Origin of the sequence: Kitasatospora sp. NPDC006697 (genome assembly GCF_042869935.1) — a bacterium.
Classification (GTDB): Bacteria; Actinomycetota; Actinomycetes; order Streptomycetales; family Streptomycetaceae; genus Kitasatospora.
In genome coordinates this window covers 174,096-198,126 of record NZ_JBIAGU010000002.1, presented here as the reverse complement: position 1 = coordinate 198,126, position 24,031 = coordinate 174,096, and the positions used below count along the sequence as shown (strand labels likewise).

28 protein-coding genes are annotated in these 24,031 nt (G+C 69.7%); 1 reads left to right on the top strand and 27 read right to left on the bottom strand.

What is annotated here, in order from left to right; genetic code table 11:
- Positions 1-97: 97 nt before the first annotated feature.
- The 20 genes from ACFYNO_RS03995 to ACFYNO_RS03900 all read right to left on the bottom strand — a co-directional run bounded on the left by ACFYNO_RS03995 (position 98) and on the right by ACFYNO_RS03900 (position 12,893).
- Positions 98-283 carry a type Z 30S ribosomal protein S14 gene (locus ACFYNO_RS03995; protein WP_388004801.1) on the bottom strand — a complete coding sequence of 62 codons (186 nt, stop codon included), beginning with the start codon at positions 281-283 and terminating at the stop codon, positions 98-100.
- A gap of 3 nt (positions 284-286) precedes the next feature.
- Positions 287-865, bottom strand: coding sequence for a 50S ribosomal protein L5 (gene rplE / locus ACFYNO_RS03990; RefSeq protein WP_388004798.1), 579 nt, complete (start codon positions 863-865; stop codon positions 287-289).
- Positions 865-1,176: a 50S ribosomal protein L24 gene (gene rplX, locus ACFYNO_RS03985; protein WP_388004795.1), complete on the bottom strand. Its 312-nt coding sequence runs from the start codon at positions 1,174-1,176 to the stop codon at positions 865-867. The genes rplE and rplX overlap by 1 nt, the downstream gene beginning before the upstream one ends.
- A gap of 15 nt (positions 1,177-1,191) precedes the next feature.
- A complete protein-coding gene (gene rplN, locus ACFYNO_RS03980; protein ID WP_030393301.1) occupies positions 1,192-1,563 on the bottom strand; it encodes a 50S ribosomal protein L14 in 372 nt (123 codons plus the stop codon).
- Positions 1,564-1,666: 103 nt separating this feature from the next.
- Complete coding sequence (gene rpsQ / locus ACFYNO_RS03975; RefSeq protein WP_388004792.1) at positions 1,667-1,939, bottom strand: 30S ribosomal protein S17; 273 nt, start codon at positions 1,937-1,939, stop codon at positions 1,667-1,669.
- The gene (gene rpmC / locus ACFYNO_RS03970; protein ID WP_101381388.1) at positions 1,939-2,163 is read right to left on the bottom strand and encodes a 50S ribosomal protein L29; all 225 of its coding nucleotides are present in this window, start codon (positions 2,161-2,163) and stop codon (positions 1,939-1,941) included. The genes rpsQ and rpmC overlap by 1 nt, the downstream gene beginning before the upstream one ends.
- Entirely contained in the window at positions 2,163-2,582 is a 420-nt protein-coding gene (rplP, locus tag ACFYNO_RS03965) for a 50S ribosomal protein L16 (RefSeq protein WP_388004789.1), read from the bottom strand. The genes rpmC and rplP overlap by 1 nt, the downstream gene beginning before the upstream one ends.
- Before the next feature lie 5 nt (positions 2,583-2,587).
- A complete protein-coding gene (gene rpsC / locus ACFYNO_RS03960) occupies positions 2,588-3,421 on the bottom strand; it encodes a 30S ribosomal protein S3 (protein WP_388004786.1) in 834 nt (277 codons plus the stop codon).
- Positions 3,421-3,768, bottom strand: a complete 348-nt coding sequence (rplV, locus tag ACFYNO_RS03955) for a 50S ribosomal protein L22 (protein WP_388004783.1) — start codon at positions 3,766-3,768, stop codon at positions 3,421-3,423. Before rplV ends, rpsC begins: the two co-directional genes overlap by 1 nt.
- A 49-nt stretch (positions 3,769-3,817) precedes the next feature.
- A complete protein-coding gene (rpsS, locus tag ACFYNO_RS03950) occupies positions 3,818-4,099 on the bottom strand; it encodes a 30S ribosomal protein S19 (RefSeq protein ID WP_035848164.1) in 282 nt (93 codons plus the stop codon).
- 11 nt (positions 4,100-4,110) lie between these two features.
- Positions 4,111-4,947 (bottom strand): 50S ribosomal protein L2, encoded by an 837-nt coding sequence (rplB, locus tag ACFYNO_RS03945; protein ID WP_388004780.1) that lies wholly within the window; start codon positions 4,945-4,947, stop codon positions 4,111-4,113.
- Positions 4,948-4,990: 43 nt separating this feature from the next.
- Positions 4,991-5,311, bottom strand: a complete 321-nt coding sequence (gene rplW / locus ACFYNO_RS03940; protein ID WP_035848160.1) for a 50S ribosomal protein L23 — start codon at positions 5,309-5,311, stop codon at positions 4,991-4,993.
- Positions 5,311-5,988, bottom strand: coding sequence for a 50S ribosomal protein L4 (gene rplD / locus ACFYNO_RS03935; RefSeq protein ID WP_388004776.1), 678 nt, complete (start codon positions 5,986-5,988; stop codon positions 5,311-5,313). Before rplD ends, rplW begins: the two co-directional genes overlap by 1 nt.
- Before the next feature lie 5 nt (positions 5,989-5,993).
- Positions 5,994-6,641, bottom strand: coding sequence for a 50S ribosomal protein L3 (gene rplC / locus ACFYNO_RS03930; RefSeq protein ID WP_388004773.1), 648 nt, complete (start codon positions 6,639-6,641; stop codon positions 5,994-5,996).
- 14 nt (positions 6,642-6,655) lie between these two features.
- Entirely contained in the window at positions 6,656-6,964 is a 309-nt protein-coding gene (rpsJ, locus tag ACFYNO_RS03925; protein WP_012785157.1) for a 30S ribosomal protein S10, read from the bottom strand.
- 543 nt (positions 6,965-7,507) lie between these two features.
- Positions 7,508-8,701 carry an elongation factor Tu gene (gene tuf / locus ACFYNO_RS03920; RefSeq protein WP_388004770.1) on the bottom strand — a complete coding sequence of 398 codons (1,194 nt, stop codon included), beginning with the start codon at positions 8,699-8,701 and terminating at the stop codon, positions 7,508-7,510.
- 219 nt (positions 8,702-8,920) lie between these two features.
- Positions 8,921-11,026 (bottom strand): elongation factor G, encoded by a 2,106-nt coding sequence (gene fusA / locus ACFYNO_RS03915; RefSeq protein ID WP_388004767.1) that lies wholly within the window; start codon positions 11,024-11,026, stop codon positions 8,921-8,923.
- 39 nt (positions 11,027-11,065) lie between these two features.
- A complete protein-coding gene (rpsG, locus tag ACFYNO_RS03910) occupies positions 11,066-11,536 on the bottom strand; it encodes a 30S ribosomal protein S7 (protein ID WP_141635540.1) in 471 nt (156 codons plus the stop codon).
- Between the two features lie 2 nt (positions 11,537-11,538).
- Complete coding sequence (rpsL, locus tag ACFYNO_RS03905; RefSeq protein WP_014144289.1) at positions 11,539-11,910, bottom strand: 30S ribosomal protein S12; 372 nt, start codon at positions 11,908-11,910, stop codon at positions 11,539-11,541.
- A 362-nt stretch (positions 11,911-12,272) separates the two neighbouring features.
- Complete coding sequence (locus ACFYNO_RS03900; RefSeq protein ID WP_388004764.1) at positions 12,273-12,893, bottom strand: DUF1707 and DUF4190 domain-containing protein; 621 nt, start codon at positions 12,891-12,893, stop codon at positions 12,273-12,275.
- A gap of 161 nt (positions 12,894-13,054) precedes the next feature.
- Between ACFYNO_RS03900 and ACFYNO_RS03895 the strand changes: the two genes are divergently transcribed.
- Positions 13,055-14,287, top strand: coding sequence for a DUF2786 domain-containing protein (locus ACFYNO_RS03895; RefSeq protein WP_388005482.1), 1,233 nt, complete (start codon positions 13,055-13,057; stop codon positions 14,285-14,287).
- 12 nt (positions 14,288-14,299) lie between these two features.
- Here ACFYNO_RS03895 and ACFYNO_RS03890 read toward each other — a convergent pair whose 3' ends face one another.
- The 7 genes from ACFYNO_RS03890 to ACFYNO_RS03860 all read right to left on the bottom strand — a co-directional run bounded on the left by ACFYNO_RS03890 (position 14,300) and on the right by ACFYNO_RS03860 (position 24,024).
- On the bottom strand, positions 14,300-15,298 hold the full coding sequence (locus ACFYNO_RS03890; RefSeq protein WP_388004761.1) for an ADP-ribosylglycohydrolase family protein: 999 nt from the start codon (positions 15,296-15,298) through the stop codon (positions 14,300-14,302).
- Positions 15,298-16,506: a cytochrome P450 gene (locus ACFYNO_RS03885; RefSeq protein WP_388004758.1), complete on the bottom strand. Its 1,209-nt coding sequence runs from the start codon at positions 16,504-16,506 to the stop codon at positions 15,298-15,300. The genes ACFYNO_RS03890 and ACFYNO_RS03885 overlap by 1 nt, the downstream gene beginning before the upstream one ends.
- A complete protein-coding gene (locus ACFYNO_RS03880) occupies positions 16,503-17,228 on the bottom strand; it encodes an NAD-dependent deacetylase (RefSeq protein ID WP_388004755.1) in 726 nt (241 codons plus the stop codon). Before ACFYNO_RS03880 ends, ACFYNO_RS03885 begins: the two co-directional genes overlap by 4 nt.
- Positions 17,229-17,314: 86 nt before the next feature.
- Positions 17,315-17,983, bottom strand: coding sequence for a response regulator (locus ACFYNO_RS03875; protein WP_388004752.1), 669 nt, complete (start codon positions 17,981-17,983; stop codon positions 17,315-17,317).
- A gap of 11 nt (positions 17,984-17,994) precedes the next feature.
- Entirely contained in the window at positions 17,995-19,239 is a 1,245-nt protein-coding gene (locus tag ACFYNO_RS03870; RefSeq protein WP_388004749.1) for a sensor histidine kinase, read from the bottom strand.
- Positions 19,232-19,918, bottom strand: a complete 687-nt coding sequence (locus ACFYNO_RS03865; protein ID WP_388004746.1) for a DUF4097 family beta strand repeat-containing protein — start codon at positions 19,916-19,918, stop codon at positions 19,232-19,234. Before ACFYNO_RS03865 ends, ACFYNO_RS03870 begins: the two co-directional genes overlap by 8 nt.
- Positions 19,919-20,124: 206 nt before the next feature.
- Entirely contained in the window at positions 20,125-24,024 is a 3,900-nt protein-coding gene (locus ACFYNO_RS03860; protein ID WP_388004743.1) for a DNA-directed RNA polymerase subunit beta', read from the bottom strand.
- Between the last annotated feature and the right edge of the window lie 7 nt (positions 24,025-24,031).

The following is a 24,031-nucleotide window of genomic DNA, read 5'->3' as shown; positions in this document are numbered from 1 at the left end:
GGGCCCGACCCCACTACCTTACGGGAATCCGTACGGAGACCCAAAAGTGCGGGGCCGGGCACCACTGCCTCGCAGTTGTGCGCCGAGGGCTACTGGCTTACCAGGAGCTCTTGGTCACGCCCGGCAGCTCGCCGCGGTGCGCCATCTCACGGAGGCAGACACGGCAGAGGCCGAACTTGCGGTACACCGAGTGCGGACGACCGCACCGCTGGCACCGGGTGTAGGCGCGCACGCCGAACTTCGGCTTGCGGTCCGCCTTCGCGATGAGGGACTTCTTCGCCATGCCTTACGCCTCCTTGAACGGGAAGCCCAGAGCGCGCAGCAGCGCCCGGCCCTCGTCGTCGGTCTTGGCGGTGGTCACGACGGTGATGTCCATACCGCGCTGACGGTCGACCTTGTCCTGGTCGATCTCGTGGAACATGACCTGCTCGGTCAGACCGAAGGTGTAGTTGCCACGGCCGTCGAACTGCTTCGGGGAGAGGCCGCGGAAGTCACGGATACGCGGCAGGGCCAGCGACACCAGACGGTCCAGGAACTCCCACATGCGGTCACCGCGGAGGGTGACGTGGGTGCCGATCGGCTGGCCCTCGCGCAGCTTGAACTGCGCGATCGACTTGCGGGCCTTGGTCACGGCCGGCTTCTGACCGGTGATCGCGGTCAGGTCCTTGATCGCGCCCTCGATCAGCTTGCTGTCGCGGGCGGCCTCGCCGACACCCATGTTGACCACGACCTTGACCAGGCCGGGGATCAGCATGACGTTCTCGTACGAGAACTCCTCCTGCAGCTGGCCCTTGATCTCGGCGTTGTAACGCGCCTTGAGGCGGGGGGCCACCTTCTCGACATTCTCGATGGTCGTCTCAGACATCAGATGTCCTCACCGGTCCGCTTGGCAACGCGGATCTTGTTGCCCTCGTCATCGAAGCGGTAACCAACGCGGGTGACGACCTTCTTGCCGTCCTTCTCCACGACCAGCTGCACGTTGGAAACGTGCACCGGGGCCTCGACGGTGATGATGCCACCGGCGGTGCCCTGGCCGGGCTTGGTGTGCTTCTTGACCCGGTTCACACCCTCGACGAGGACCTTGTTCTCGGCGGGCAGGGCCTGGATGACCTTGCCCTGCTTGCCGCGGTCCTTGCCGGTGATGACCTGAACCAGGTCACCCTTCTTGATCTTCATGCTGTTCGCCATGGGTTAGAGCACCTCCGGCGCAAGCGAGATGATCTTCATGAACTTCTTGTCACGCAGCTCGCGGCCCACCGGGCCGAAGATGCGGGTACCACGGGGGTCACCGTCGGTGTTCTTGAGCACCACGGCGGCGTTCTCGTCGAACCGGATGTACGAACCGTCGGGACGACGGCGCGACTTCACGGTGCGGACGACGACGCACTTGACGACGTCACCCTTCTTGACGCTGCCGCCGGGGATCGCGTCCTTGACGGTGGCGACGATGACGTCCCCGATACCGGCGTAGCGGCGACCGGAGCCACCGAGAACGCGGATGCAAAGGATTTCCTTCGCGCCCGTGTTGTCGGCGACGCGCAGTCGCGACTCCTGCTGGATCACAGCTTTCTCCTGATCGTCAACGAGAGTCGACGGGCCGGCCGCTGCTCACACCAGCGGCCCTCGCGGGACCTGGTGCACATACGGCCGTACCTCATCGGCTTCGTTACTTGGCCTTCTCGAGGATCTCGACGACGCGCCAGCGCTTCGTCGCGGACAGCGGGCGGGTCTCCGCGAGGAGGACCCGGTCGCCCACGCCGCAGGCGTTGGCCTCGTCGTGCGCCTTCAGCTTGTTCGTACGGCGGATGACCTTGCCGTACAGAGCGTGCTTGACGCGGTCCTCGACGGCGACGACGACGGTCTTGTCCATCTTGTCGCTGACGACGAGACCCTCACGGGTCTTGCGGAAACCGCGCGTCTCGTTGGTGTTCTCAGTCATCAGGCGTTCTCCACCGTCTCGATGCCCAGCTCGCGCTCGCGCATCAGGGTGTAGATCCGCGCGATGTCCTTACGGACCAGCCGGAGCCGTCCGTGGTTGTCGAGCTGTCCGGTCGCCGCCTGGAAGCGGAGGTTGAACAGCTCCTCCTTGGCCTCGCGGAGCTTGGCAACGAGGGCCTCGTTGTCCAGCTCGCGCAGCTCAGCAGCCTTGGTGCCGGCCGACATCAGCTCTCACCGTCCTCGCGCCGGACGATCCGGCACTTCATCGGCAGCTTGTGCGCGGCGCGGGTGAGCGCCTCGCGAGCCACCTTCTCGTTCGGGTACGACAGCTCGAACATGACCCGACCCGGGTGCACGTTCGCGATCCACCACTCCGGCGAACCCTTACCGGAACCCATACGGGTCTCGGCCGGCTTCTTGGTGAGCGGGCGGTCCGGGTAGATGTTGATCCAGACCTTGCCGCCACGGCGGATGTGACGGTTGATCGCGATACGAGCGGACTCGATCTGGCGGTTCGTCACGTAGGCCGGGGTGACGGCCTGGATACCGAACTGGCCGAACGCCAGCTCGGTGCCACCCTTCGAAGCGCCGCGGCGCTTCGGGTGGTGCTGCTTGCGGTGCTTGACCCGACGGGGGATCAGCATGACGGTCAGGCCTCCGTTCCGGTGCTCTCGGCAGCCGGCGCCTCGCTCACCGCGGCCGCGGGGGCCTCGGTGTTCGCGGGACGACGACCGCCACGGGCGCCACCGCGCTCGCCGCCACGGCCACCGCGCTCGCCGCCACGCGCGGGGCGGGCGTCGTTGCGGGCCGGACGGTTGCCCGAGCGGGCAGCGGCGTTCTCAGCGCGGACCTCGGCGATGTTCTTGACGTCGCCCTTGTAGATCCAGACCTTCACGCCGATCCGGCCGAAGGTCGTCTTGGCCTCGAAGAAGCCGTAGTCGACGTTCGCGCGCAGGGTGTGCAGCGGCACACGGCCCTCGCGGTAGAACTCCGAACGGCTCATCTCGGCGCCGCCGAGACGACCGGAGCACTGGACCTTGATGCCCTTGGCGCCGGACTTCATGGTGCCCTGCATGCTCTTGCGCATCGCACGGCGGAAGGAGACGCGGGAGGACAGCTGCTCCGCGACGCCCTGAGCCACGAGCTGGGCGTCCAGCTCGGGGTTCTTGACCTCGAGGATGTTCAGCTGGACCTGCTTGCCGGTCAGCTTCTCGAGGTCGCCGCGGATGCGGTCGGCCTCGGTGCCGCGGCGACCGATCACGATGCCCGGACGGGCGGTGTGGATGTCGACGCGGACGCGGTCGCGGGTGCGCTCGATCTCGACCTTGGAGATGCCGGCGCGCTCCATGCCCTTCGTCATCATGCGACGAATGGCAACGTCTTCCTTGACGTAGTCCTTGTACAGCTTGTCGGCGTACCAGCGGGACTTGAAGTCCGTGCTGATGCCGAGGCGGAACCCGTGCGGGTTAACCTTCTGGCCCATTACCGGGTCCCTTCCTTGCTGCTGACGACCACGGTGATGTGGCTGGTCCGCTTGCGGATCCGGTAGGCACGGCCCTGGGCGCGCGGACGGAACCGCTTCAGGGTCGGGCCCTCGTCAACGTACGCCTCGGAGATGAAGAGGTCGTCCACGTTGGAGTGGTTGTAGTTGTGCGCGGCGTTGGCGATGGCGCTGTTCAGCACCTTGCCGACCGGCACGGTCGCGGCCTGCGGAGCGAAACGCAGGACCGCCTGGGCCTCCGTGGCGCTCATGCCACGGATGAGGTCCACCACGCGGCGGGCCTTCATGGGCGTGACGCGGATGTACCGCGCCTGGGCCCTGGCTTCCATGGTTGTCCCCTTGCTGGTGTCAGTCATAGTCGTTGCTTTCAGCCGGCGACTAGCGACGCTTCGACTTGCGGTCGTCCTTGACGTGACCGCGGAAGGTACGCGTCGGCGCGAACTCGCCGAGCTTGTGGCCGACCATCGACTCGGTGACGAACACCGGGACGTGCTTGCGGCCATCGTGCACCGCGATCGTGTGACCGAGCATGCTCGGGCTGATCACGGAGCGACGGGACCAGGTCTTGATGACGTTCTGGGTACCCGCCTCGTTCTGTGCGTCCACCTTCTTGATGAGGTGGCCGTCGATGAAGGGGCCCTTCTTGAGACTGCGCGGCATCTGACCTGCTCCTAGCGCTTCTTGTTGGTCTTGCGGCGGCGCACGATGAGGGCATCCGAAGCCTTGTTCGGCTTGCGGGTGCGACCCTCCTTCTGACCCCACGGCGAGACCGGGTGGCGACCACCAGAGGTCTTACCCTCACCACCACCGTGCGGGTGGTCGATCGGGTTCATGGCGACACCACGCACGGTCGGGCGGACGCCCTTCCAGCGCATGCGGCCGGCCTTGCCCCAGTTGATGTTCGACTGCTCGGCGTTGCCGACCTCGCCGATGGTGGCGCGGCAGCGCACGTCGACCAGGCGGATCTCACCGGAGGGCATGCGCAGGTGCGCCATGCGGCCCTCACGGGCGAGCAGCTGGATGCCGGAACCGGCGGAGCGGGCCATCTTGGCGCCGCCACCCGGACGCAGCTCGACCGCGTGGATGGTGGTACCGACCGGGATGTTGCGCAGCGGCAGGTTGTTGCCCGGCTTGATGTCGGCCGCGGGGCCGTTCTCGATCCGGTCGCCCTGGCCGATGCCGCGCGGGGCGATGATGTAGCGCTTCTCGCCGTCCGCGTAGTGCAGGAGCGCGATGCGCGCGGTGCGGTTCGGGTCGTACTCGATGTGAGCGACCTTGGCCGGCACGCCGTCCTTGTCGTGACGACGGAAGTCGATCACGCGGTAGGCGCGCTTGTGTCCGCCACCCTGGTGGCGAGCGGTGATACGACCGGCGTTGTTACGGCCGCCCTTGCTGTGCAGGGGGCGAACCAGCGACTTCTCCGGCGTGGACCGCGTGATCTCTACGAAGTCGGCCACGCTGGAGCCACGACGGCCCGGCGTAGTCGGCTTGTACTTGCGGATGCCCATTTGGCTCTCTCGTCCTCGTCCTTATCGACGATCACGATCTCCGTTAGGAGACCGGACCGCCGAAGATGTCGATGCGGTTGCCCTCAGCCAGCGTCACGATGGCGCGCTTGGTGTCCTTGCGCTTGCCAAAGCCCGTCTTGGAGCGCTTGCGCTTGCCCTGACGGTTGAGCGTGTTGACGGACTCGACCTTGACCGAGAAGACCGCCTCGACAGCCTGCTTGATCTGGGTCTTGTTGGCACCGGGCGACACGACGAACGTGTACTTGTTCTCGTCGAGGAGCGCGTAGCTCTTCTCGGAGATGACCGGCTTCACCAGAACGTCACGGGGGTCCGTGAAGGTCTTGCTCGTGATGTCCGCAGCCATCAGGCGGCGCTCCCTTCGAGCTCGCCCTCAGCAGCCACAGCCTTGGCGGACGCGGCGGGACCCGCCACGAAACGCTCGAAAGCAGCCTGGGTGAAGACCACATCGTCGGAGACGAGCACGTCGTAGGTGTTCAGCTGACCGGCGTCCAGGATGTGGACGTTCGGCAGGTTGCGGGCGCTCTTCAGACCCAGCTCGTCGGCACGCTCGACGACGAGGAGGATGTTCTTGCGCTCGGTGATCTTGCCGAACAGACCGCGGGCGGCCTTGGTCGACGGCGCCTCGGTCGCGGTCACGCCGGTGATGACGTGAATGCGCTCGTGGCGGGCCCGGTCGGTGAGCGCACCGCGCAGGGCGGCGGCGATCATCTTCTTCGGGGTCCGCTGCGAGTAGTCGCGCGGCACGGGACCGTGCACGACGCCACCGCCGGCGAACTGCGGCGCGCGGGTCGAGCCCTGACGGGCCCGGCCGGTGCCCTTCTGGCGGTACGGCTTGCGGCCGCCGCCCCGGACCTCGCCACGCGTCTTGACCTTGTGGGTGCCCTGGCGGGCCGCAGCGAGCTGCGCCACGACGACCTGGTGCATCAGCGGAACGCTGACCTTGGCGTCGAAGATCTCAGCGGGCAGCTCGAGGCTGCCGGCCTTGTCACCCGAGGGCGACAGGATGTCAATGGTGCTCATATCCTTCACAGCCCCTTCGCCGCGGTGCGGACGAGGACGAGGCCGCCGTTCGGGCCCGGGATCGCGCCCTTGATCAGGAGCAGACCCTTCTCCGCGTCAACCGCGTGCACGGTCAGGTTCTGGGTGGTCACGCGCTCGTGACCCATCCGGCCGGCCATCTTCAGGCCCTTGAACACGCGACCCGGGGTGGCGCAGCCACCGATCGAGCCGGGCGAGCGGTGCTTGCGCTGCACACCGTGACCGGCGCCGAGGCCCCGGAAGTTGTGCCGCTTCATGACACCGGCGAAGCCCTTGCCCTTGGAGGTGCCGGTCACGTCGACCTTGACACCCGCCTCGAACAGCTCGGCGGTGATCTCCTGGCCCAGCGTGTACTCGGAGGCGTCCGAGGTACGCAGCTCGACCAGGTGGCGGCGGGGGGTGACACCGGCCTTGGCGAAGTGGCCCGCGAGGGGCTTGGTCACCTTGCGGGGGTCGATGTCGCCGAAGCCGATCTGCACGGCGTCGTAGCCGGCAGCGCTGTCAGCGGTGTGGACCTGGGTCACGACATTGGGCCCAGCCTTGACGACGGTCACCGGAACGATCCGGTTGTTCTCGTCCCAGACCTGGGTCATGCCGAGCTTCTCGCCCAGGATGCCCTTAATCTGCTTAGCCATCTTCGGTGCGCCTCTCAGAGCTTGATCTCGATGTCGACACCGGCCGGCAGGTCGAGGCGCATCAGCGAGTCAACCGTCTTCGGGGTGGGGTCGAGGATGTCGATCAGACGCTTGTGAGTACGCATCTCGAAGTGCTCGCGCGAGTCCTTGTACTTGTGCGGCGAGCGGATGACGCAGTACACGTTCTTCTCAGTGGGCAGCGGCACCGGGCCCGCGACCTGCGCACCAGTGCGAATGACGGTCTCGACGATCTTCTTCGCCGAGGAGTCAATCACCTCGTGGTCGTAGGCCTTGAGCCGGATGCGGATCTTCTGTCCCGCCATGGCTACTCAGTAGTCCTTTGTGTCGTCTGCTGCTTCTACAGCCGGATCGGGCCGGATGACCCGCTCCAGTGGCGGCCCGGATGATTCCCTCCGGTCCACGCGCTCGGGCGTGTCGCGCCTGCGCTCAAGAAGAAGGAAAGACCCTCTCCGTGGAACCTGGTGGGGCTTGCACCCGTGGACGCCGGATCGAGGCCCCGCCCACGCTTCCCGGAAGATTCCCGTACGTCCGCCCCGCAGCTGCCGCGGTGTCGCTTACACACCACTACCCCCACATACAGTCCGTGGGGATATGAACGGCCATCACGGGAACGACGAGTACCTGGGACTCGCTTCCAGTCCTCCCGGCGGGAGGCGCGCAGCATCGGCACTCAACCGAGCAACTTGGCTATCTTGCCATATCAGCGGCGTTTGACGCCAATCGTGCCGGGGTAGCCCGGGTGACCACCCGTCAATTCCTCGGTCGGACATGCGAAAGGGCCCCGGAATCCGTTCTTGCGAACGGCTCCCGGGGCCCTTTCCGAGCTAGGTCAAGCCCTCAAGTGATTACTTGACGATCTTGGTGACCTGGCCGGCGCCGACGGTGCGGCCACCCTCACGGATGGCGAACTTCAGGCCCTCCTCCATGGCGACGGGCTGGATCAGCGCGACGGTCATGGCGGTGTTGTCGCCCGGCATGACCATCTCGGTGCCCTCGGGGAGGGTCACGACGCCGGTCACGTCCGTGGTACGGAAGTAGAACTGCGGGCGGTAGTTGTTGAAGAACGGGGTGTGACGGCCACCCTCGTCCTTCGACAGGATGTAGGCCTGGGCCTCGAAGTCGGTGTGCGGCGTGACCGAACCCGGCTTGATGATGACCTGGCCGCGCTCGACGTCCTCGCGCTTGATGCCGCGGAGCAGCAGACCGACGTTCTCACCGGCCTGGCCCTCGTCGAGCAGCTTGCGGAACATCTCGATACCGGTGACCGTGGTGGTGGTCTTGGTGGTCTTGATGCCGATGATGTCGACGGTCTCGTTGACCTTGAGGACACCGCGCTCGATGCGACCGGTGACGACGGTGCCACGACCGGTGATCGTGAAGACGTCCTCGATCGGCATCAGGAACGGCTGGTCGGTCAGACGCTCCGGGGTGGGGATGTTCTCGTCCACGGCCTCCATCAGGCCGAGGAGCTTCTGGCCCCACTCCGCGTCGCCCTCGAGGGCCTTCAGCGCGGAGACGCGGACGACCGGCAGGTCGTCGCCCGGGAACTCGTACTCGGAGAGCAGCTCGCGGACCTCGAGCTCGACGAGCTCCAGGATCTCCTCGTCGTCCACCATGTCGGCCTTGTTCAGGGCGACGACGATGTAGGGGACGCCGACCTGGCGGGCCAGGAGCACGTGCTCCTTGGTCTGCGGCATCGGGCCGTCGGTGGCGGCGACGACGAGGATCGCACCGTCCATCTGGGCCGCACCGGTGATCATGTTCTTGATGTAGTCCGCGTGACCCGGGCAGTCGACGTGGGCGTAGTGACGCGCCTCGGTCTGGTACTCGACGTGCGCGATGGAGATGGTGATACCGCGCTGCCGCTCCTCCGGCGCCTTGTCGATCTGGTCGAACGGCGTGAAGGGGTTGATCTCCGGGTACGCGTCGTGCAGCACCTTGGTGATGGCGGCAGTCAGCGTGGTCTTGCCGTGGTCGATGTGACCGATGGTGCCGATGTTGACGTGCGGCTTCGTCCGCTCGAACTTCGCCTTCGCCACTTCAGTCCTCCTGAGGACAGTTCTGTACGCCGTACGACGTCAGTTGGTCTTTGATCGGGTTGTGGTACGGGGTGGTTCGACCCACCCCATGCCGTCCCGCGGATGGGGGCCGGAGGCGCCGGCGGGATCCGGTGGATCCCGCCGGTTCGCCTCCTATCAGCCTAAGGGTTCCGGTTCGTCCCGATTTCCGGGGCCGACCGGGGACCGGACGAGCCGGTCTTACTCACCCTTGGACTTGGCGATGATTTCGTCCGCCACGTTCCGCGGAACCTCGGCGTACGAGTCGAACTGCATCGAGTAGCTCGCGCGACCGGAGGTCTTGCTGCGCAGGTCACCGACGTAGCCGAACATCTCGGAGAGCGGCACCAGCGCGTTGACCACGCGGGCGCCGTGACGCTCGTCCATGGACCGGATCTGGCCACGACGAGAGTTGATGTCGCCGATGACCTCGCCCATGTAGTCCTCGGGCGTGGTGACCTCGACGGCCATCATCGGCTCGAGCAGGGCCGGGGAGGCCTTGCGGGCGCCTTCCTTGAACGCCATCGAGCCGGCGATCTTGAACGCGAGCTCGGAGGAGTCGACGTCGTGCGCGGCACCGTCGAGGAGCGTCACGCGGACGCCCTGCAGCGGGTAGCCGGCGAGCACGCCGAACTCCATGGCCTCCTGCGCACCGGCGTCGACCGACGGGATGTACTCCCGGGGGACGCGGCCACCGGTGACCTTGTTGACGAACTCGTAGCCGTCGCCGGACTCCAGAGGCTCGATCGCGATCTGGACCTTGGCGAACTGGCCGGAGCCACCGGTCTGCTTCTTGTGCGTGTAGTCGATCCGCTCGACCGCCTTGCGGATGGTCTCGCGGTAGGCGACCTGCGGCTTGCCGACGTTGGCCTCGACCTTGAACTCACGGCGCATGCGGTCGACCAGCACCTCGAGGTGCAGCTCGCCCATGCCCGCGATGATGGTCTGGCCGGTCTCCTCGTCCGTGTTGACCTGGAAGGACGGGTCCTCCTCGGCCAGACGCTGGATGGCGACACCCAGCTTCTCCTGGTCACCCTTGGACTTGGGCTCGATGGCGACGCGGATGACCGGGGCCGGGAAGTCCATGGACTCCAGGATGACCGGGTTCTTCTCGTCGCTCAGCGTCTCACCGGTGGTGGTCTGCTTGAGGCCCATCACGGCGATGATGTCGCCGGCGCCCACCGACTCGATCTCCTCACGCTTGTTCGCGTGCATGCGGTAGATCTTGCCGATGCGCTCCTTCTTGCCCTTGACCGAGTTCAGCACCGAGGTGCCGGACTCCAGGCGGCCCGAGTAGACCCGGACGAAGGTGAGCTTGCCGAGGTGCGGGTCCGACATGATCTTGAACGCGAGCGCGGCGAGCGGCTCGTCGTCCGAGGCCTGGCGGACGATCTTCTCGTCGGGGTTGTTGGGCTTGGTGCCCTCGATGCCCTCGATGTCGAGCGGCGACGGCAGGTACTTCACCACCGCGTCGAGCAGGGGCTGGACGCCCTTGTTCTTGAACGCGGAGCCGCAGAAGATCGGGGTGAAGTCGGAGTTGAGGGTGCCCTTGCGGATCGCCGCGTTGAGCAGCTCCTCCGGGATCTCCTCCTCCATCAGGGCGAGCTCCATCACCTCGTCGCTGACCGTCGACACGATGTCGATCAGCTTGGTGCGGTACTCGTCGGCCTGCTCCTGCAGCTCGGCCGGGATGTCGACGGTGTCGTACATCTCGCCCTTGGGCGCGTCGGCCGACCACAGCAGGGCCTTCATCTTCACCAGGTCGACGAGACCGGTGAAGTCGCCCTCGGCGCCGATCGGCAGCTGCATGACCAGCGGGGTCGCGCCGAGGCGGTCCTCGATGGTCTGCACGCAGAAGAAGAAGTTGGCGCCCGTGCGGTCCAGCTTGTTGACGAAGCAGATGCGCGGAACGCCGTAGCGGTCAGCCTGCCGCCACACGGTCTCGGACTGGGGCTCGACACCGGCGACGCCGTCGAACACCGTCACGCCACCGTCGAGGACACGCAGCGAACGCTCCACCTCGACGGTGAAGTCGACGTGGCCCGGGGTGTCGATGATGTTGATGGTGTTGTCGACGCCGTCGAGCGTCCAGTGACAGGTCGTCGCGGCCGACGTGATCGTGATGCCGCGCTCCTGCTCCTGCTCCATCCAGTCCATGGTGGCAGCGCCATCGTGGACCTCACCGATCTTGTACGAGACACCGGTGTAGAACAGGATCCGCTCGGTGGTGGTGGTCTTGCCCGCGTCGATGTGCGCCATGATCCCGATATTGCGGACCTTGGCGAGGTCAAGGGAGGTTGCAGCCATGGTGGCTCGTTCTCTCTCTGTCTAGTGACGGGGTACGGACTACCAGCGGTAGTGCGCGAAGGCCTTGTTGGACTCGGCCATCTTGTGGGTGTCCTCGCGGCGCTTCACGGAAGCACCCAGACCGTTGGAGGCGTCGAGGATCTCGTTCATCAGACGCTCGGTCATGGTCTTCTCGCGACGGGCGCGGGAGTAGCCGACCATCCAGCGCAGCGCCAGGGTGCTGGCGCGGCCCGGGCGGACCTCGACCGGCACCTGGTAGGTGGCGCCACCAACGCGGCGGGACTTGACCTCGAGGGCCGGCTTGACGTTCTCCAGCGCACGCTTCAGCGTCACGACGGGGTCCGAACCGGTCTTCTCGCGGACGCCCTCGAGGGCGCCGTAGACGATCCGCTCGGCGGTGGAGCGCTTGCCGTGCAGCAGGATCTTGTTGACCAGCGAGGTCACCAGCGGGGAGCCGTAAACCGGGTCGACGATGACCGGGCGCTTCGGGGCGGGGCCCTTACGAGGCATTCTTACTTCTCCTTCTTGGCGCCGTAGCGGCTGCGGGCCTGCTTGCGGTTCTTGACACCCTGGGTGTCAAGCGAGCCGCGGATGATCTTGTAGCGGACACCAGGAAGGTCCTTCACACGACCACCGCGGACCAGCACGATGGAGTGCTCCTGCAGGTTGTGGCCCTCGCCCGGGATGTAAGCGGTGACCTCGATCCCGCTGGTGAGGCGCACACGGGCGACCTTGCGAAGCGCCGAGTTCGGCTTCTTCGGGGTGGTCGTGTACACACGCGTGCAGACGCCGCGACGCTGGGGCGAACCCTTCAGGGCGGGCGTCTTGTTCTTCTCGACCTTGTCCTGCCGGCCCTTTCGGACCAGCTGCTGGATCGTAGGCACCGTTTCTCCGTTTTCTGTGTGCCAAGGCTTGGTGAATCTAACCTGCGGCGTTCCCGGTGCTTCCCAGCTCACGCCGATCCACGAGGTCGGGTGTGTTGGGCTTCCTCAGGGGAGGAATGTCGCGGTGTCCGATGGGCTGACGCACAACGACGGCGCGGGCAGGGCGGGTGAACCGCACCGCTGCGGTGGCGCCGGTGTGCTGGCACGCAAAGGACCCGGGGACACCCCAGGCACAAGGTCAGAGCGTACCTAGCGCATCGGGCGCGGTCAAAACAAATGGAGCGCCGCAGGTCGTGGCGGAACCGGCCGCCGGCCGCGGCCCCGCTCCGGGAGGCCGCCGGGGCCCCGGCCCGGCGGGGCGGTCAGCCGCCGTGCAGGGCGATCATCATGCCGAACAAGATGAACATCGCCCAACCGGCCAGCGAAAGGTAGCCCACGACCAGACCGAAGGTCGCCATCCCGTCGCCGCTCTCCCGGCTGCGGCGGATCTGGCCGCGGGCCACGTGGCCGGTGACCACGGCCGGCAGGCCGGTCAGGCCCATGCTCGGCAGGCAGAGCAGGCCCAGCACCAGGGAGGCGATCGCCATGCCGTTGTTCGGGGACTGCTTCACCGGCGGCGGCAGGAAGGTGGGCGGCACCGGGGCCGCCGGCACCCCGACCGGGGCCAGGCCCGGGCCGGCCGGCAGGTCGCCGACCAGCTGGGCCAGCTGGCCGTAGGTCTGTGCGGCCTGCGCCGCGTCGAACCGCTCGCCGTACTCCCCCGCGGAGAGCCGGCCCTCCGCGTAGGCGGCCTTCAGCACGTCCACCGTGCGTTCGCGGTCGGTGTGGGCGGCGCGCATCGCGGCGTGCGGCGCGCCGTAGGGCTGGGGTGCGCCGAAGGCGGGCGGTGCGCCGTAGGGCGCCGGCGCCGGAGCCGGGGCGGGGCCGTGACCGGGCCGGCCGTTGGGCGGCCAGCCGCCGGACCACGACTGCACGTCACCCATCCGGACTCCTCCCGTTGTTGCTCTCCCCAGCATGAGGACGAACAGTCCCGCGATCGGGTTCCGCTCCCCCGGCACCATCATGCCCGCATCCCCCGCTCCGGCATCATGGCCGGGTGAGCGATGAGACGGGCGAGGCGACGGTTGCGCAGTGGGAACGGGCGCTGGACGGAGTTCTGGGCGCGCCGCCGCGCCGGGCCGACCGGGCGCTGGACGACGGCGCCTCGCTGCTGGCCGCCTCCGCCGAACGGTGGCCAGAGGTGGGCCGGGCGCTGCTGGTGGCCGGCGACCGGTCGCTGGGCTCGCTCTGGGCCCGCGGCTGGCGGCCGGCCGACCTGGCCCGGCTGGTCCGGCGGGACCTGGCCGCCGACCACCTGGCGCTGCTCACCGGCCTGCTGGCCGGCGAGGCCCGCCGGCACGCCCCGGCGGCGCTGGACCGGCGCTGGCGCGAGCAGCTGCGCGAGCTGGGCGCCGAGCAGCCCTGGTGGCAGGACGACCGGCGGTTCCTGCCGGAGTTCGCCGAGCGGCACCGGCTGGACCGGTTCGCGCTGGCCACCGCGGCGCTGGAGCTGCTGGCGCTGCTGGCCCGGCTGCCGGTGCTGACCCCGGTCGGGCCCGGCCCCGGCGGCGCCCAGCGGGCCGAGCACCGCTCGGCGGGACCGCTGCCCGGCGAGCCGCGGATGCTCGGGCGGATCCGGGCGCTGCTGGCCAAGGCGGAGTCCACCGAGTACCCGCAGGAGGCCGAGGCGCTGACCGCCAAGGCCCAGCAGCTGATGGCCCAGCACAGCATCGACGAGGCGCTGCTGGCCGCCGGACGGCCGGAGGGCGCGGCGCCCGGGGCGGTGCGGATCGGGGTGGAGAACCCGTACGAGGGGCCCAAGGCGATGCTGCTCGACGCGGTGGCGGCGGCCAACCGCTGCCGGGTGGTCTGGGCGAAGGAGTTCTCCTTCTGCACCGTGATCGGCTTCGACCCGGACCTGGACGCGGTGGAGCTGCTCTACACCTCGCTGCTGGTGCAGGCCACGGCGGCGATGCAGCAGGCCGGCAGCCGGCAGCACCTGGACGGCGCCTCGCGCACCCGGGCGTTCCGGCAGGCCTTCCTGGTCGCCTACGCCTCCCGGATCCGGGAGCGGCTGGCCGAGGCGACCGAGCACACCACCCGGGAGGCGGCGGCCGGGCGGCACCTGCGGGAGGACGGCACCGCCGAGCAGCTGCTGCCGGACAGCCGGCTGCTGCCCGCGCTGGCCGCCCGGGAGCAGCAGGTGGACACGGCGACCGAGCAGATGTTCCCCAAGCTCACCTCGCAGCGGGTGCGGGTGAGCGACGGCGAGGGCTGGGCGGCCGGCCGGGCCGCCGCCGACCGGGCCGCCCTGCACCCGCGCAAGCGGCTGCGCTGACGGCCCGTCCGCTCAGTCCCAGAGCGCGCCGAGCGCCAGCAGCTCGGGGCGGTACTCGATCCGGTCGGCCCAGTCTGCCGGCCAGGCGGCGGCGCCCAGGTAGGCCCCGGCGAAGGCGCCGGCGATGCAGGCCAGCGAGTCGGAGTCGCCCGAGGAGTAGGCGGCCCGGCGGATCGCCGCCACCGGGTCCTCGGGTAGCAGCAGGAAGCAGAGCAGCGCGGTGGCGAAGGCCTCCTCGGCGATCCAGCCCTCGCCGGTGACCAGGCAGGGGTCGGCCTCCCGGTCGGCCGCGGCCAGCGCCAGGTCCAGCCGGTCCAGCACGGCCAGGCACTCGTCCCAGCCGGTGGCGATGAACTCCTCGGGGCTGTGCTGCCGGGAGAGCGTCCACAGGTCGCCCAGCCACTGCGCGTGGTAGCGGGTGCGGTTGGCCAGCGCGTGCTCGCGCAGCCGCCGCGGCAGCTCGGCCGGGGCGGTGCCCTCGATCAGCAGCCGGACCGTCAGCGCGGTCAGCTCGCTGGCCGCCAGCGCCGTCGGGTGACCGTGCGTCAGGGCGGACTGCAGCTGGGCGCCGCCGGCCAGCTGGTCGTCCGTCAGCTCGCGGACCAGGCCGAGCGGGGCCACCCGCATGTTGGCGCCGCAGCCCTTGGAGCCGATCCGGCTGGCCTCCTGCCAGCGGACCCCGCGGTGGCTGAGCTCGGCGCAGGCGCTCATGCAGGTGAAGCCGGGCGCCCGGTTGTTCTCCGGCGAGCGCCACCAGGCCACGTACTCGGCGCGCAGCGGCGCGGCGAACCGCTCGGCCTCCAGCGGCCCGCCGGCCAGCGCGTCGCGCAGCGCCCGGCCGACCGCCAGGGTCATCTGGGTGTCGTCGGTGACGATCGCCTGCCGGCGCAGCGGCAGCTGCCGCCAGTCGGGGTGGCTGCGGGCGATGTGCTCGACGGACTGGAACTCGGTCGGGAAGCCGAGCGCGTCGCCCAGCGCGAGGCCGAGCAGGGCACCGGTGGCACGGAGCATCAAGGGGTCACCAGGAGTTCGGTCAGGCCGCGGATCACGTATCCGGGCTGCCACGCCGGCTCGCGCAGCAGCGTCAGGTTAGGCACCCGGCGGAGCAACGCGCCATAGGATTCGGTCAGTTCGAGCCGGGCCAGCGGGGCGCCGAGGCAGAAGTGGATGCCCGCGCCGAAGCTGATGTGCGGGTTGTCGGTCCGGGTCAGGTCCAGCCGGTCCGGCTCCGCGAACCGGGCCGGGTCGCGGTTGGCGGAGCCGAAGAGCAGCGCCAGCCGGCTGCCCCGGGGCACCGTGGCGCCGCCCAGCTCGATGTCCTCCAGCACCCAGCGGGTGAACATCTGCAGCGGGGTGTCGTAGCGCAGCAGTTCCTCGATCGCGCCGGGCAGCAGGCCGTCCACGTCGCCGCGGAGCAGGGCCAGTTGGCCGGGGTTGCGGAAGAGCGCCCACCAGCCGTTGCCGGTGGTGTTGACGGTCGCCTCGTGGCCGGCGTTCAGCAGCAGCGCGCAGGTGGAGACCATCTCCTGCTCGGAGAGCCGGCCCCCGTCCTCCTGAGCCGCGATCAGCGCGGAGACCAGGTCGGGGCCGGGGGCCGCCCGGCGCGCCCGGATCAGACCGCGCAGGTAGTCGGAGAACTCGGTGCTGGCCGCCACCGCCTGCCGGGCCGCCTCCGGTGTCGGGCTGGGTTCGAACATCCCGGTGATCGCGGCCGACCAGGGCCGCAGCAGCGTCCGGTCGGCGGCCGGCACGCCGAGCAGCTCGGCGATCACGGCGACCGGCAGCGGCTCGGCGACGGCCGAGATCAGGTCGCCGCCGCCCTCGGCCAGCAGCCCGTCCACCAGCTCGTCCGCCAGTCGGGCCACGGTCGGGCGCAGCCCCTCGACCATCCGCGGGGTGAAGGCCTTGGCGACCAGCCGGCGGATCCGGGTGTGGTCGGGCGCCTCCAGGTCGAGCAGCCCGTGGTCGTTGAGGGTGTGGAAGGGCTCGTGCGCCGGGTCCGGCGGGGTGCGGCCGAACTCCTGGTGGCTGAACCGGTGGGTGTAGGCACGGCCCAGCCGACGGTCCCGCAGCAGCGCGCCGACCTCGGCGTGCCGCGGGACCAGCCAGCTGCCGGTGGCCTCGTGGTAGGCCGCCGGGGCGCCGGCCCGCAGTTCGGCGTACACCTCGTACGGGTGCGCGACGAACTCGGCGGACCAGGGATCGAAGCGGGTCGTCATCCGGTCAGGGTAGCCACCAGGGCGGGCAGCGCCGTGGAGATGGGCTCCCGGACCACCTGCTCGGCCAGGTGGTCGTAGGGCGTCGGCTCGGCGTTGACCACGATCAGCCGGGCGCCGGCCTCCACCGCCACGCCGACCAGGCCGGCCGCCGGGTGCACCTGGAGGCTGCTGCCGACGGCCACGAAGAGGTCGCAGGCCTGGGCGATCATCGCCGCCTTCTCCAGTACCGCCGGATCCAGCGCCTCGCCGAACATCACGGTGGCCGGGCGCAGGATGCCGCCGCAGTCCGGGCAGGGCGGATCGGCCTCGCCGGCCGCCACCCGCTCCAGCGCCGCCTCGGTCGGGCAGGTGTACGCGCAGTCCATGCAGCGCACCCGGCGGGCGGTGCCGTGCAGTTCGAGCACCTTGCCGTCGGGCAGGCCGGCCTTCTGGTGCAGGCCGTCCACGTTCTGGGTGAGCACCCGCACCGGCAGCGCGGCGGCCAGCCCGACCAGCGCCCGGTGGCCGGCGTTGGGCTCGGCGCGCAGCGCCCCGCCGTCCCGGCGCAGCAGCCAGGCCCGCCGGCGGACCTCGGGGTCGGCCAGGTAGGGGCCGATGGTCACCAGGTCCTGGGCACTCGGGTCGCGCTGCCAGAGGCCGTTCGGCCCGCGGTAGTCGGGGATGCCGGAGTCGGTGGAGATCCCGGCCCCGGTGAGCACGGCGACGAGGGTGCGACTGGTCATGCCCCGACAGTAGGCGCGTCGTGCGGCGGGTGCACCCGGCTTTTCCGCCCCCTCGGGAAGGCGAGCCCTAGGGTATGAGACAGACCCTAGCCCTCCCCCGCCACCACGGCGCCGGCCTCGTAGGCGAAGACCACCGCGTGCACCCGGTCGCGCAGCCCCAGCTTGGCCAGCACGTTCGAGACATGGGTCTTCACGGTGTGCTCGCTGACCACCAGTTCGGCGGCGATCTCGGCGTTCGACAGGCCGCGGGCGACCAGCCGCAGGGTCTCCCGCTCACGGGCCGTCAACTGCTCCAGCAGCCGGTGCTGCTGCGGCCGGCCCGGGCCGGCCGGGCGGCGGGCGGCGAACTCGCTGATCAGCCGCTTGGTCACCGAGGGCGCCAGCAGCGCCTCGCCGCGGGCCACCAGCCGCACCCCGTGCGCCAGGTCGTCCCGCCGGACGTCCTTGAGCAGGAAGCCGCTGGCCCCGGCGCGCAGCGCGTCGTAGACGTAGTCGTCGATGTCGAAGGTGGTGAGCATCAGCACCTTGGTCTCCGGGTGCTCGGCACAGACCCGGCGGGCCGCGCCCAGCCCGTCCAGCACCGGCATCCGGACGTCCAGCAGCAGCACGTCGGGCCGGTGCTCGGCCACCGCCGCCACGGCCTGCTCGCCGTCGGCCGCCTCGGCGACCACCTCGATGTCCGGCTGGGCGTCCAGGATCATCCCGAACCCGGCCCGGACCAGCTCCTGGTCGTCCGCGACCACGACCCGTATCACGCCGTTCCCCCTCACAACGCCTCGACTCCCAATGGCAGTTCGGCCCGGATCTGGAACCCCAGGCCGTCCGGGCCGGGCCCCGCCTCGGCCCGGCCGCCGCAGGCCGCGGCGCGCTCCCGGATGCCGAGCAGGCCGCGCCCGCCGCTCCAGCCCTCGGCGGCCGTGGCCGGGACCGGGCCGCGCCCGTTGTCACGGACCGTCAGCTCCAGCCGCCCGGCGCGCTCGACCAGCGCCACCTCGGCCCGGTCCGCGCCGGAGTGCTTGAGCACGTTGGTCAGCGCCTCCTGGACGATCCGGTAGGCGGCCGCCTCGACGTCGGCCGGCAGCGCGGGCAGCGGCTCGGGCAGTTCCAGGGCCACCCGCACGCCCGCCGCGCGCACCCGCTCGGCCACCGCGGGCAGCTCCAACAGCCGTGGCTGCGGCGCCAGTTGCGGTGCCTCGCCGGCCTCCTTGAGGACCCCGAGAACGCGCCGCAGCTGCACCATGGCGTCCCGCCCGGAGTCCGCGATGGTGTCGAAGGCGCGCACCGCCCGCTCCGGATCCCGGTGCACCACCAGCGGGCCGGCCTCCGCCTGGATCACCATCAGCGAGACGGCGTGCGCCAGGATGTCGTGCATCTCCCGGGCGATCCGGGACCGCTCCTCGGCCACCGCCCGGGCCGCCTCGCTGGCCGCCCTGGCACCGGCCTCGTGCGCCCGCTGCTTCTCGGTGTCCGCCTGCCGGCGCAGCTCCCGGGAGACCGAACCGAGGATGAAGGAGCCGACGGCGGTCAGCTCGCTGAAGATCAGCCCGTTCGGCGAGTGGGTGCCGAAGACGTTGTACGGCACCAGCACCGCCAGGCTCAGCCAGCGCTGCCACTCCCTGCCCCGCTCGGCCAGGGTGTAGCCGGCCAGGATCGCGTGCAGCATGATCTGCGGCTGGGCGGAGTGCGCGAACAGGCTCATGGCCAGCGAGAAGAGGCTGGAGAGCACGAAGACGGTGAACGGTGCCCGCCGCCGCCAGGGCAGCGGGGCCGCGGTGGCCGCGGCCAGCACGAAGGTCCAGACCGGCCAGGTGCGGGAGTCGAAGAAGACCGCCCAGACCGAGATCGCCCCGGCCAGCACGGCCAGCAGCGAGTCCACCAGGAACGGCCGGGCCCCGACCGCCCGGACCAGCCTGCTCCGCCAGCCCCCGTACGCCACCCGCTCCCCCTCGTGCCCGCCGGTGAGCGGCAGCCTAGCGGCCGCCCCGGGGAGCACCGCCCAGGGGTCAGGCACCGGTGACGGCGACGCTGCCGGTCCCGGCGTGCGCCTCGATGGTCCGGCCCGTGGTGTCGCTGCGCGGCACCGACACCTTCACCGAGCCGGTCCGGGCGCCGGCCGAGACGGCGTAGCCGGTGGAGCCGGGCACCGCGATCCGGATCGAGCCGGTCTCGGTGGCGGCGTTCACGCTGGTCGGGCTGGCGGTGAACTCGGCCGAGACGCTGCCGGTCCCGGCGGTGAGCTCGGCGGTGCTGCCGGCCAGCCCGGTGGCCTGGATCCGCCCGGTCCCGGTGCGGACCCGGACCTCGCCGGTGAGCCCGCTGAGCAGCACGTCGCCGGTCTCGTCGGTGAGCTTCACCACGGTGCCGGCCGGCACGTGCACCTCGTAGCCGACCCCGCAGTGGTCGCACCGGTAGCCCAGGGTCAGGGTGCCGTCGGCGCCGACCTGGTGGCTGGTGACCGGGTGCTCGTCCTGGTAGCGCTGGTGCTCGGTCACGGTCACCGCCTCGCCGCCGCCGACCACCCTGATGGTGCCCGTCCGGCCCTGCACCACCAGGGTCTTCACCGGCTCGCCGACCCCGTAGCTGACGTCGGTGGTCCGGTCCTGGCCGGTGGCGGAGCAGGAGGTCATGCCCAGGATCACCAGGCCGGTGATGGCAGCGTAGAGCAGGACGCGGTTCAGGCGGCGGTGCACGGCGGGTTCCCCCTCGGAACTGTCGGGACCGGTCCCTCCGGCCGACGGGTCCAAGACTGCCGCTCCGGGGCCCGGTCGCGGATCGCTCCTGCGACGGGTTCCCGGCCTCCCCCTCAGGAGCGAGTCCTCTCCCGTCGAGAGCGGGGAAACGCCGCAGGGCGGCCGCCCCGGAAGGGGAGGCCGCCCTGCGGACGGGAGCAGCGGGCTCAGCCGGTGTACGGACCGTAGTCGTAGTCGTCCAGCGGAACCGCCTGGCCGGAGCCGGCGCCGAACGGCGACAGGTCGTAGTCGTCGTAGCCGACGGCCGAGTACATCGCGGCCTTGGCCTCCTCGGTCGGCTCGACCCGGATGTTGCGGTAGCGGGGCAGACCCGTACCGGCCGGGATGAGCTTGCCGAGGATGACGTTCTCCTTGAGGCCCAGCAGCGGGTCCGACTTGGCGTGGATCGCCGCGTCGGTGAGCACCCGGGTCGTCTCCTGGAAGGAGGCGGCCGACAGCCAGGACTCGGTGGCCAGCGAGGCCTTGGTGATGCCCATGAGCTGCGGGCGGCCGGAGGCGGGGTGACCGCCCTCGGAGACCACCCGGCGGTTCTCGGTCTCGAACCGGCCGCGCTCGACCAGCTCGCCCGGCAGCAGCTCGGCGTCGCCCGACTCGATGATCGTCACGCGGCGCAGCATCTGCCGGATGATGATCTCGATGTGCTTGTCGTGGATCGACACGCCCTGCGAGTTGTAGACCTTCTGGACCTCGGCGACCAGGTGGATCTGGACCGCGCGCTGGCCCATGATCCGCAGCACGTCGTGCGGGTTGGTGGCACCCATGGTCAGCTTCTGGCCGACCTCCACCGCCTCGCCCTCGCTGACCAGCAGCTTGACGCGCTTGGAGACCGGGTAGGCGATCTCGTCCGTGCCGTCGTCGGGGGTGACGACGACCTTGCGGGTCTTCTCGGTGTCCTCGATCCGGACCCGGCCCTGGGCCTCCGAGATCGGGGCCACACCCTTGGGGGTACGGGCCTCGAAGAGCTCGACGACACGCGGCAGACCCTGGGTGATGTCGTCACCGGCCACACCGCCGGTGTGGAAGGTACGCATGGTCAGCTGGGTGCCGGGCTCACCGATGGACTGGGCGGCGATGATGCCGACCGCCTCACCGATGTCGACCAGCTTGCCGGTGGCCAGCGAACGGCCGTAGCACATGGCACAGGTGCCGACCGCCGACTCGCAGGTCAGGATCGAGCGGACCTTCACCTCGGCGATGTTGTGCTTCAGCAGCTCGTCGATCAGCACGTCACCGAGGTCGGTGTTGGCCGTGGCGACCAGCTTGCCGTCGATGGTGATGTCCTCGGCCAGCATGCGGGCGTAGACGCTGGTCTCGACGTCCTCCGCCTTGCGCAGCACGCCGTCCTCGAAGTTGCCGATCGCCAGCTTGAGGCCGCGCTCGGTGCCGCAGTCCTCCTCGCGGATGATCACGTCCTGCGAGACGTCCACCAGACGACGGGTCAGGTAACCCGAGTCGGCGGTGCGCAGCGCGGTGTCGGCCAGACCCTTACGGGCACCGTGGGTGGAGATGAAGTACTCCAGCACGGACAGGCCCTCACGGAACGAGGCCTTGATCGGACGCGCGATGGTCTCGTTCTTCGCGTTCGACACCAGACCACGCATACCGGCGATCTGGCGCATCTGCATCATGTTTCCGCGGGCGCCCGAGTCCACCATCATGAAGATGGGGTTGGTCTTCGGGAAGTTCGCGTTCATCGCCTCGGCGACCTCGTTGGTCGCCTTGGTCCAGATGCTGACGAGCTCCTGCTTGCGCTCGTCGTTGGTCATCAGACCGCGCTCGTAGTTCTTCTGGACCTTCTCGGCCTGCGCCTCGTAGCCCTCGAGGATCTGGGGCTTGCTCGGCGGGACCACGACGTCCGAGATCGAGACGGTGACGCCGGACCGGGTCGACCAGTGGAAGCCGGCCGACTTCAGGTTGTCCAGGGTCGCCGCGACGACGACCTTGGGGTAGCGCTCCGCCAGGTCGTTGACGATCGCGGAGAGCTGCTTCTTGCCCACCTCGTAGTCGACGAACGGGTAGTCGTCCGGCAGCAGCTCGTTGAAGAGCGCCCGGCCGAGGGTGGTGGTGAGCCGGAAGGACTCGCCCTCGGTCCACGGCTGCTCGCTGTCGGCCCACTCCGGGTCGACCTCGGGGGTCCAGCCGCGGGGCGGCACGGTACCGATCGGCAGCCGCAGGTGGATCGGGGCCTGGACGTCCAGCTCGCGGGCGTCGAAGGCCATGATCGCCTCGGCGGTGGACGAGAAGGAGCGGCCCTCGCCCTTGACGTTCTCCCGGTCCGAGGTCAGGAAGAACAGGCCGAGCACCATGTCCTGGGTCGGCATGGTGACCGGGCGGCCGTCGGCCGGCTTCAGGATGTTGTTCGAGGACAGCATCAGGATGCGGGCCTCGGCCTGCGCCTCCGCGGAGAGCGGCAGGTGCACGGCCATCTGGTCGCCGTCGAAGTCCGCGTTGAAGGCGGTGCAGACCAGCGGGTGGATCTGGATCGCCTTGCCCTCGACCAGCTGCGGCTCGAAGGCCTGGATGCCCAGACGGTGCAGGGTGGGCGCACGGTTCAGCAGCACCGGGTGCTCGGCGATGACCTCTTCGAGGACGTCCCACACCACCGGGCGGGCGCGCTCGACCATGCGCTTGGCCGACTTGATGTTCTGCGCGTGGTTCAGGTCCACCAGGCGCTTCATCACGAACGGCTTGAAGAGCTCCAGCGCCATGGCCTTGGGCAGGCCGCACTGGTGCAGCTTGAGCTGCGGGCCGACGACGATGACGGAGCGGGCCGAGTAGTCGACGCGCTTGCCGAGCAGGTTCTGACGGAAACGACCCTGCTTGCCCTTGAGCATGTCGGACAGCGACTTCAGCGGACGGTTGCCGGGGCCCGTCACCGGGCGGCCGCGGCGGCCGTTGTCGAAGAGCGCGTCGACGGCCTCCTGGAGCATGCGCTTCTCGTTGTTCACGATGATCTCGGGCGCGCCGAGGTCGAGAAGCCGCTTCAGGCGGTTGTTGCGGTTGATCACGCGGCGGTACAGGTCGTTCAGGTCGGAGGTCGCGAAGCGGCCACCGTCCAGCTGCACCATCGGACGCAGGTCCGGCGGGATCACCGGGACGCAGTCCAGCACCATGCCGTTGGGCTTGTTGCTGGTCTGCAGGAAGGCGGAGACGACCTTGAGGCGCTTGAGCGCCCGGGTCTTCTTCTGGCCCTTGCCGGTGCGGATGATCTCGCGCAGGCGCTCGGCCTCCTCCGCCAGGTCGAAGGACTCGAGGCGGTCCTTGAGGGCCGCCGCGCCCATCGAGCCGGAGAAGTAGGTGCCGAAGCGGTCGCGCAGCTCGCGGTAGAGCAGCTCGTCGCCCTCGAGGTCCTGGACCTTGAGGTTCTTGAACCGGGCCCAGACCTCGTCCAGGCGGTCGATCTCGCGCTGCGCGCGGTCGCGCAGCTGCTTCATCTCGCGCTCGGCACCCTCGCGCACCTTGCGGCGCACGTCGGCCTTGGCGCCCTCGGCCTCCAGCTCGGCCAGGTCGGTCTCGGCCTTCTTGGCACGGGCCTCGAGGTCGGCGTCGCGGCGGTTCTCGATCTGCTGGCGCTCGACGGAGACGTGCGCCTCCAGCGAGGGCAGGTCGCGCTGACGGCGCTCGTCGTCCACCCAGGTGATCATGTAGGCGGCGAAGTAGATGACCTTCTCGAGGTCCTTCGGCGCCAGGTCCAGCAGGTAGCCCAGCCGGGACGGCACGCCCTTGAAGTACCAGATGTGGGTCACCGGGGCGGCCAGCTCGATGTGGCCCATCCGCTCGCGGCGCACCTTGGCGCGGGTCACCTCGACGCCGCAGCGCTCACAGATGATGCCCTTGAAGCGGACGCGCTTGTACTTGCCGCAGTAGCACTCCCAGTCCCGGGTGGGGCCGAAGATCTTCTCGCAGAAGAGCCCGTCCTTTTCCGGCTTCAGGGTGCGGTAGTTGATGGTCTCCGGCTTCTTGACCTCGCCGTGCGACCACTGGCGGATGTCGTCGGCGGTGGCCAGGCCGATGCGGAGCTCGTCGAAGAAGTTGACGTCAAGCACTGGTCGT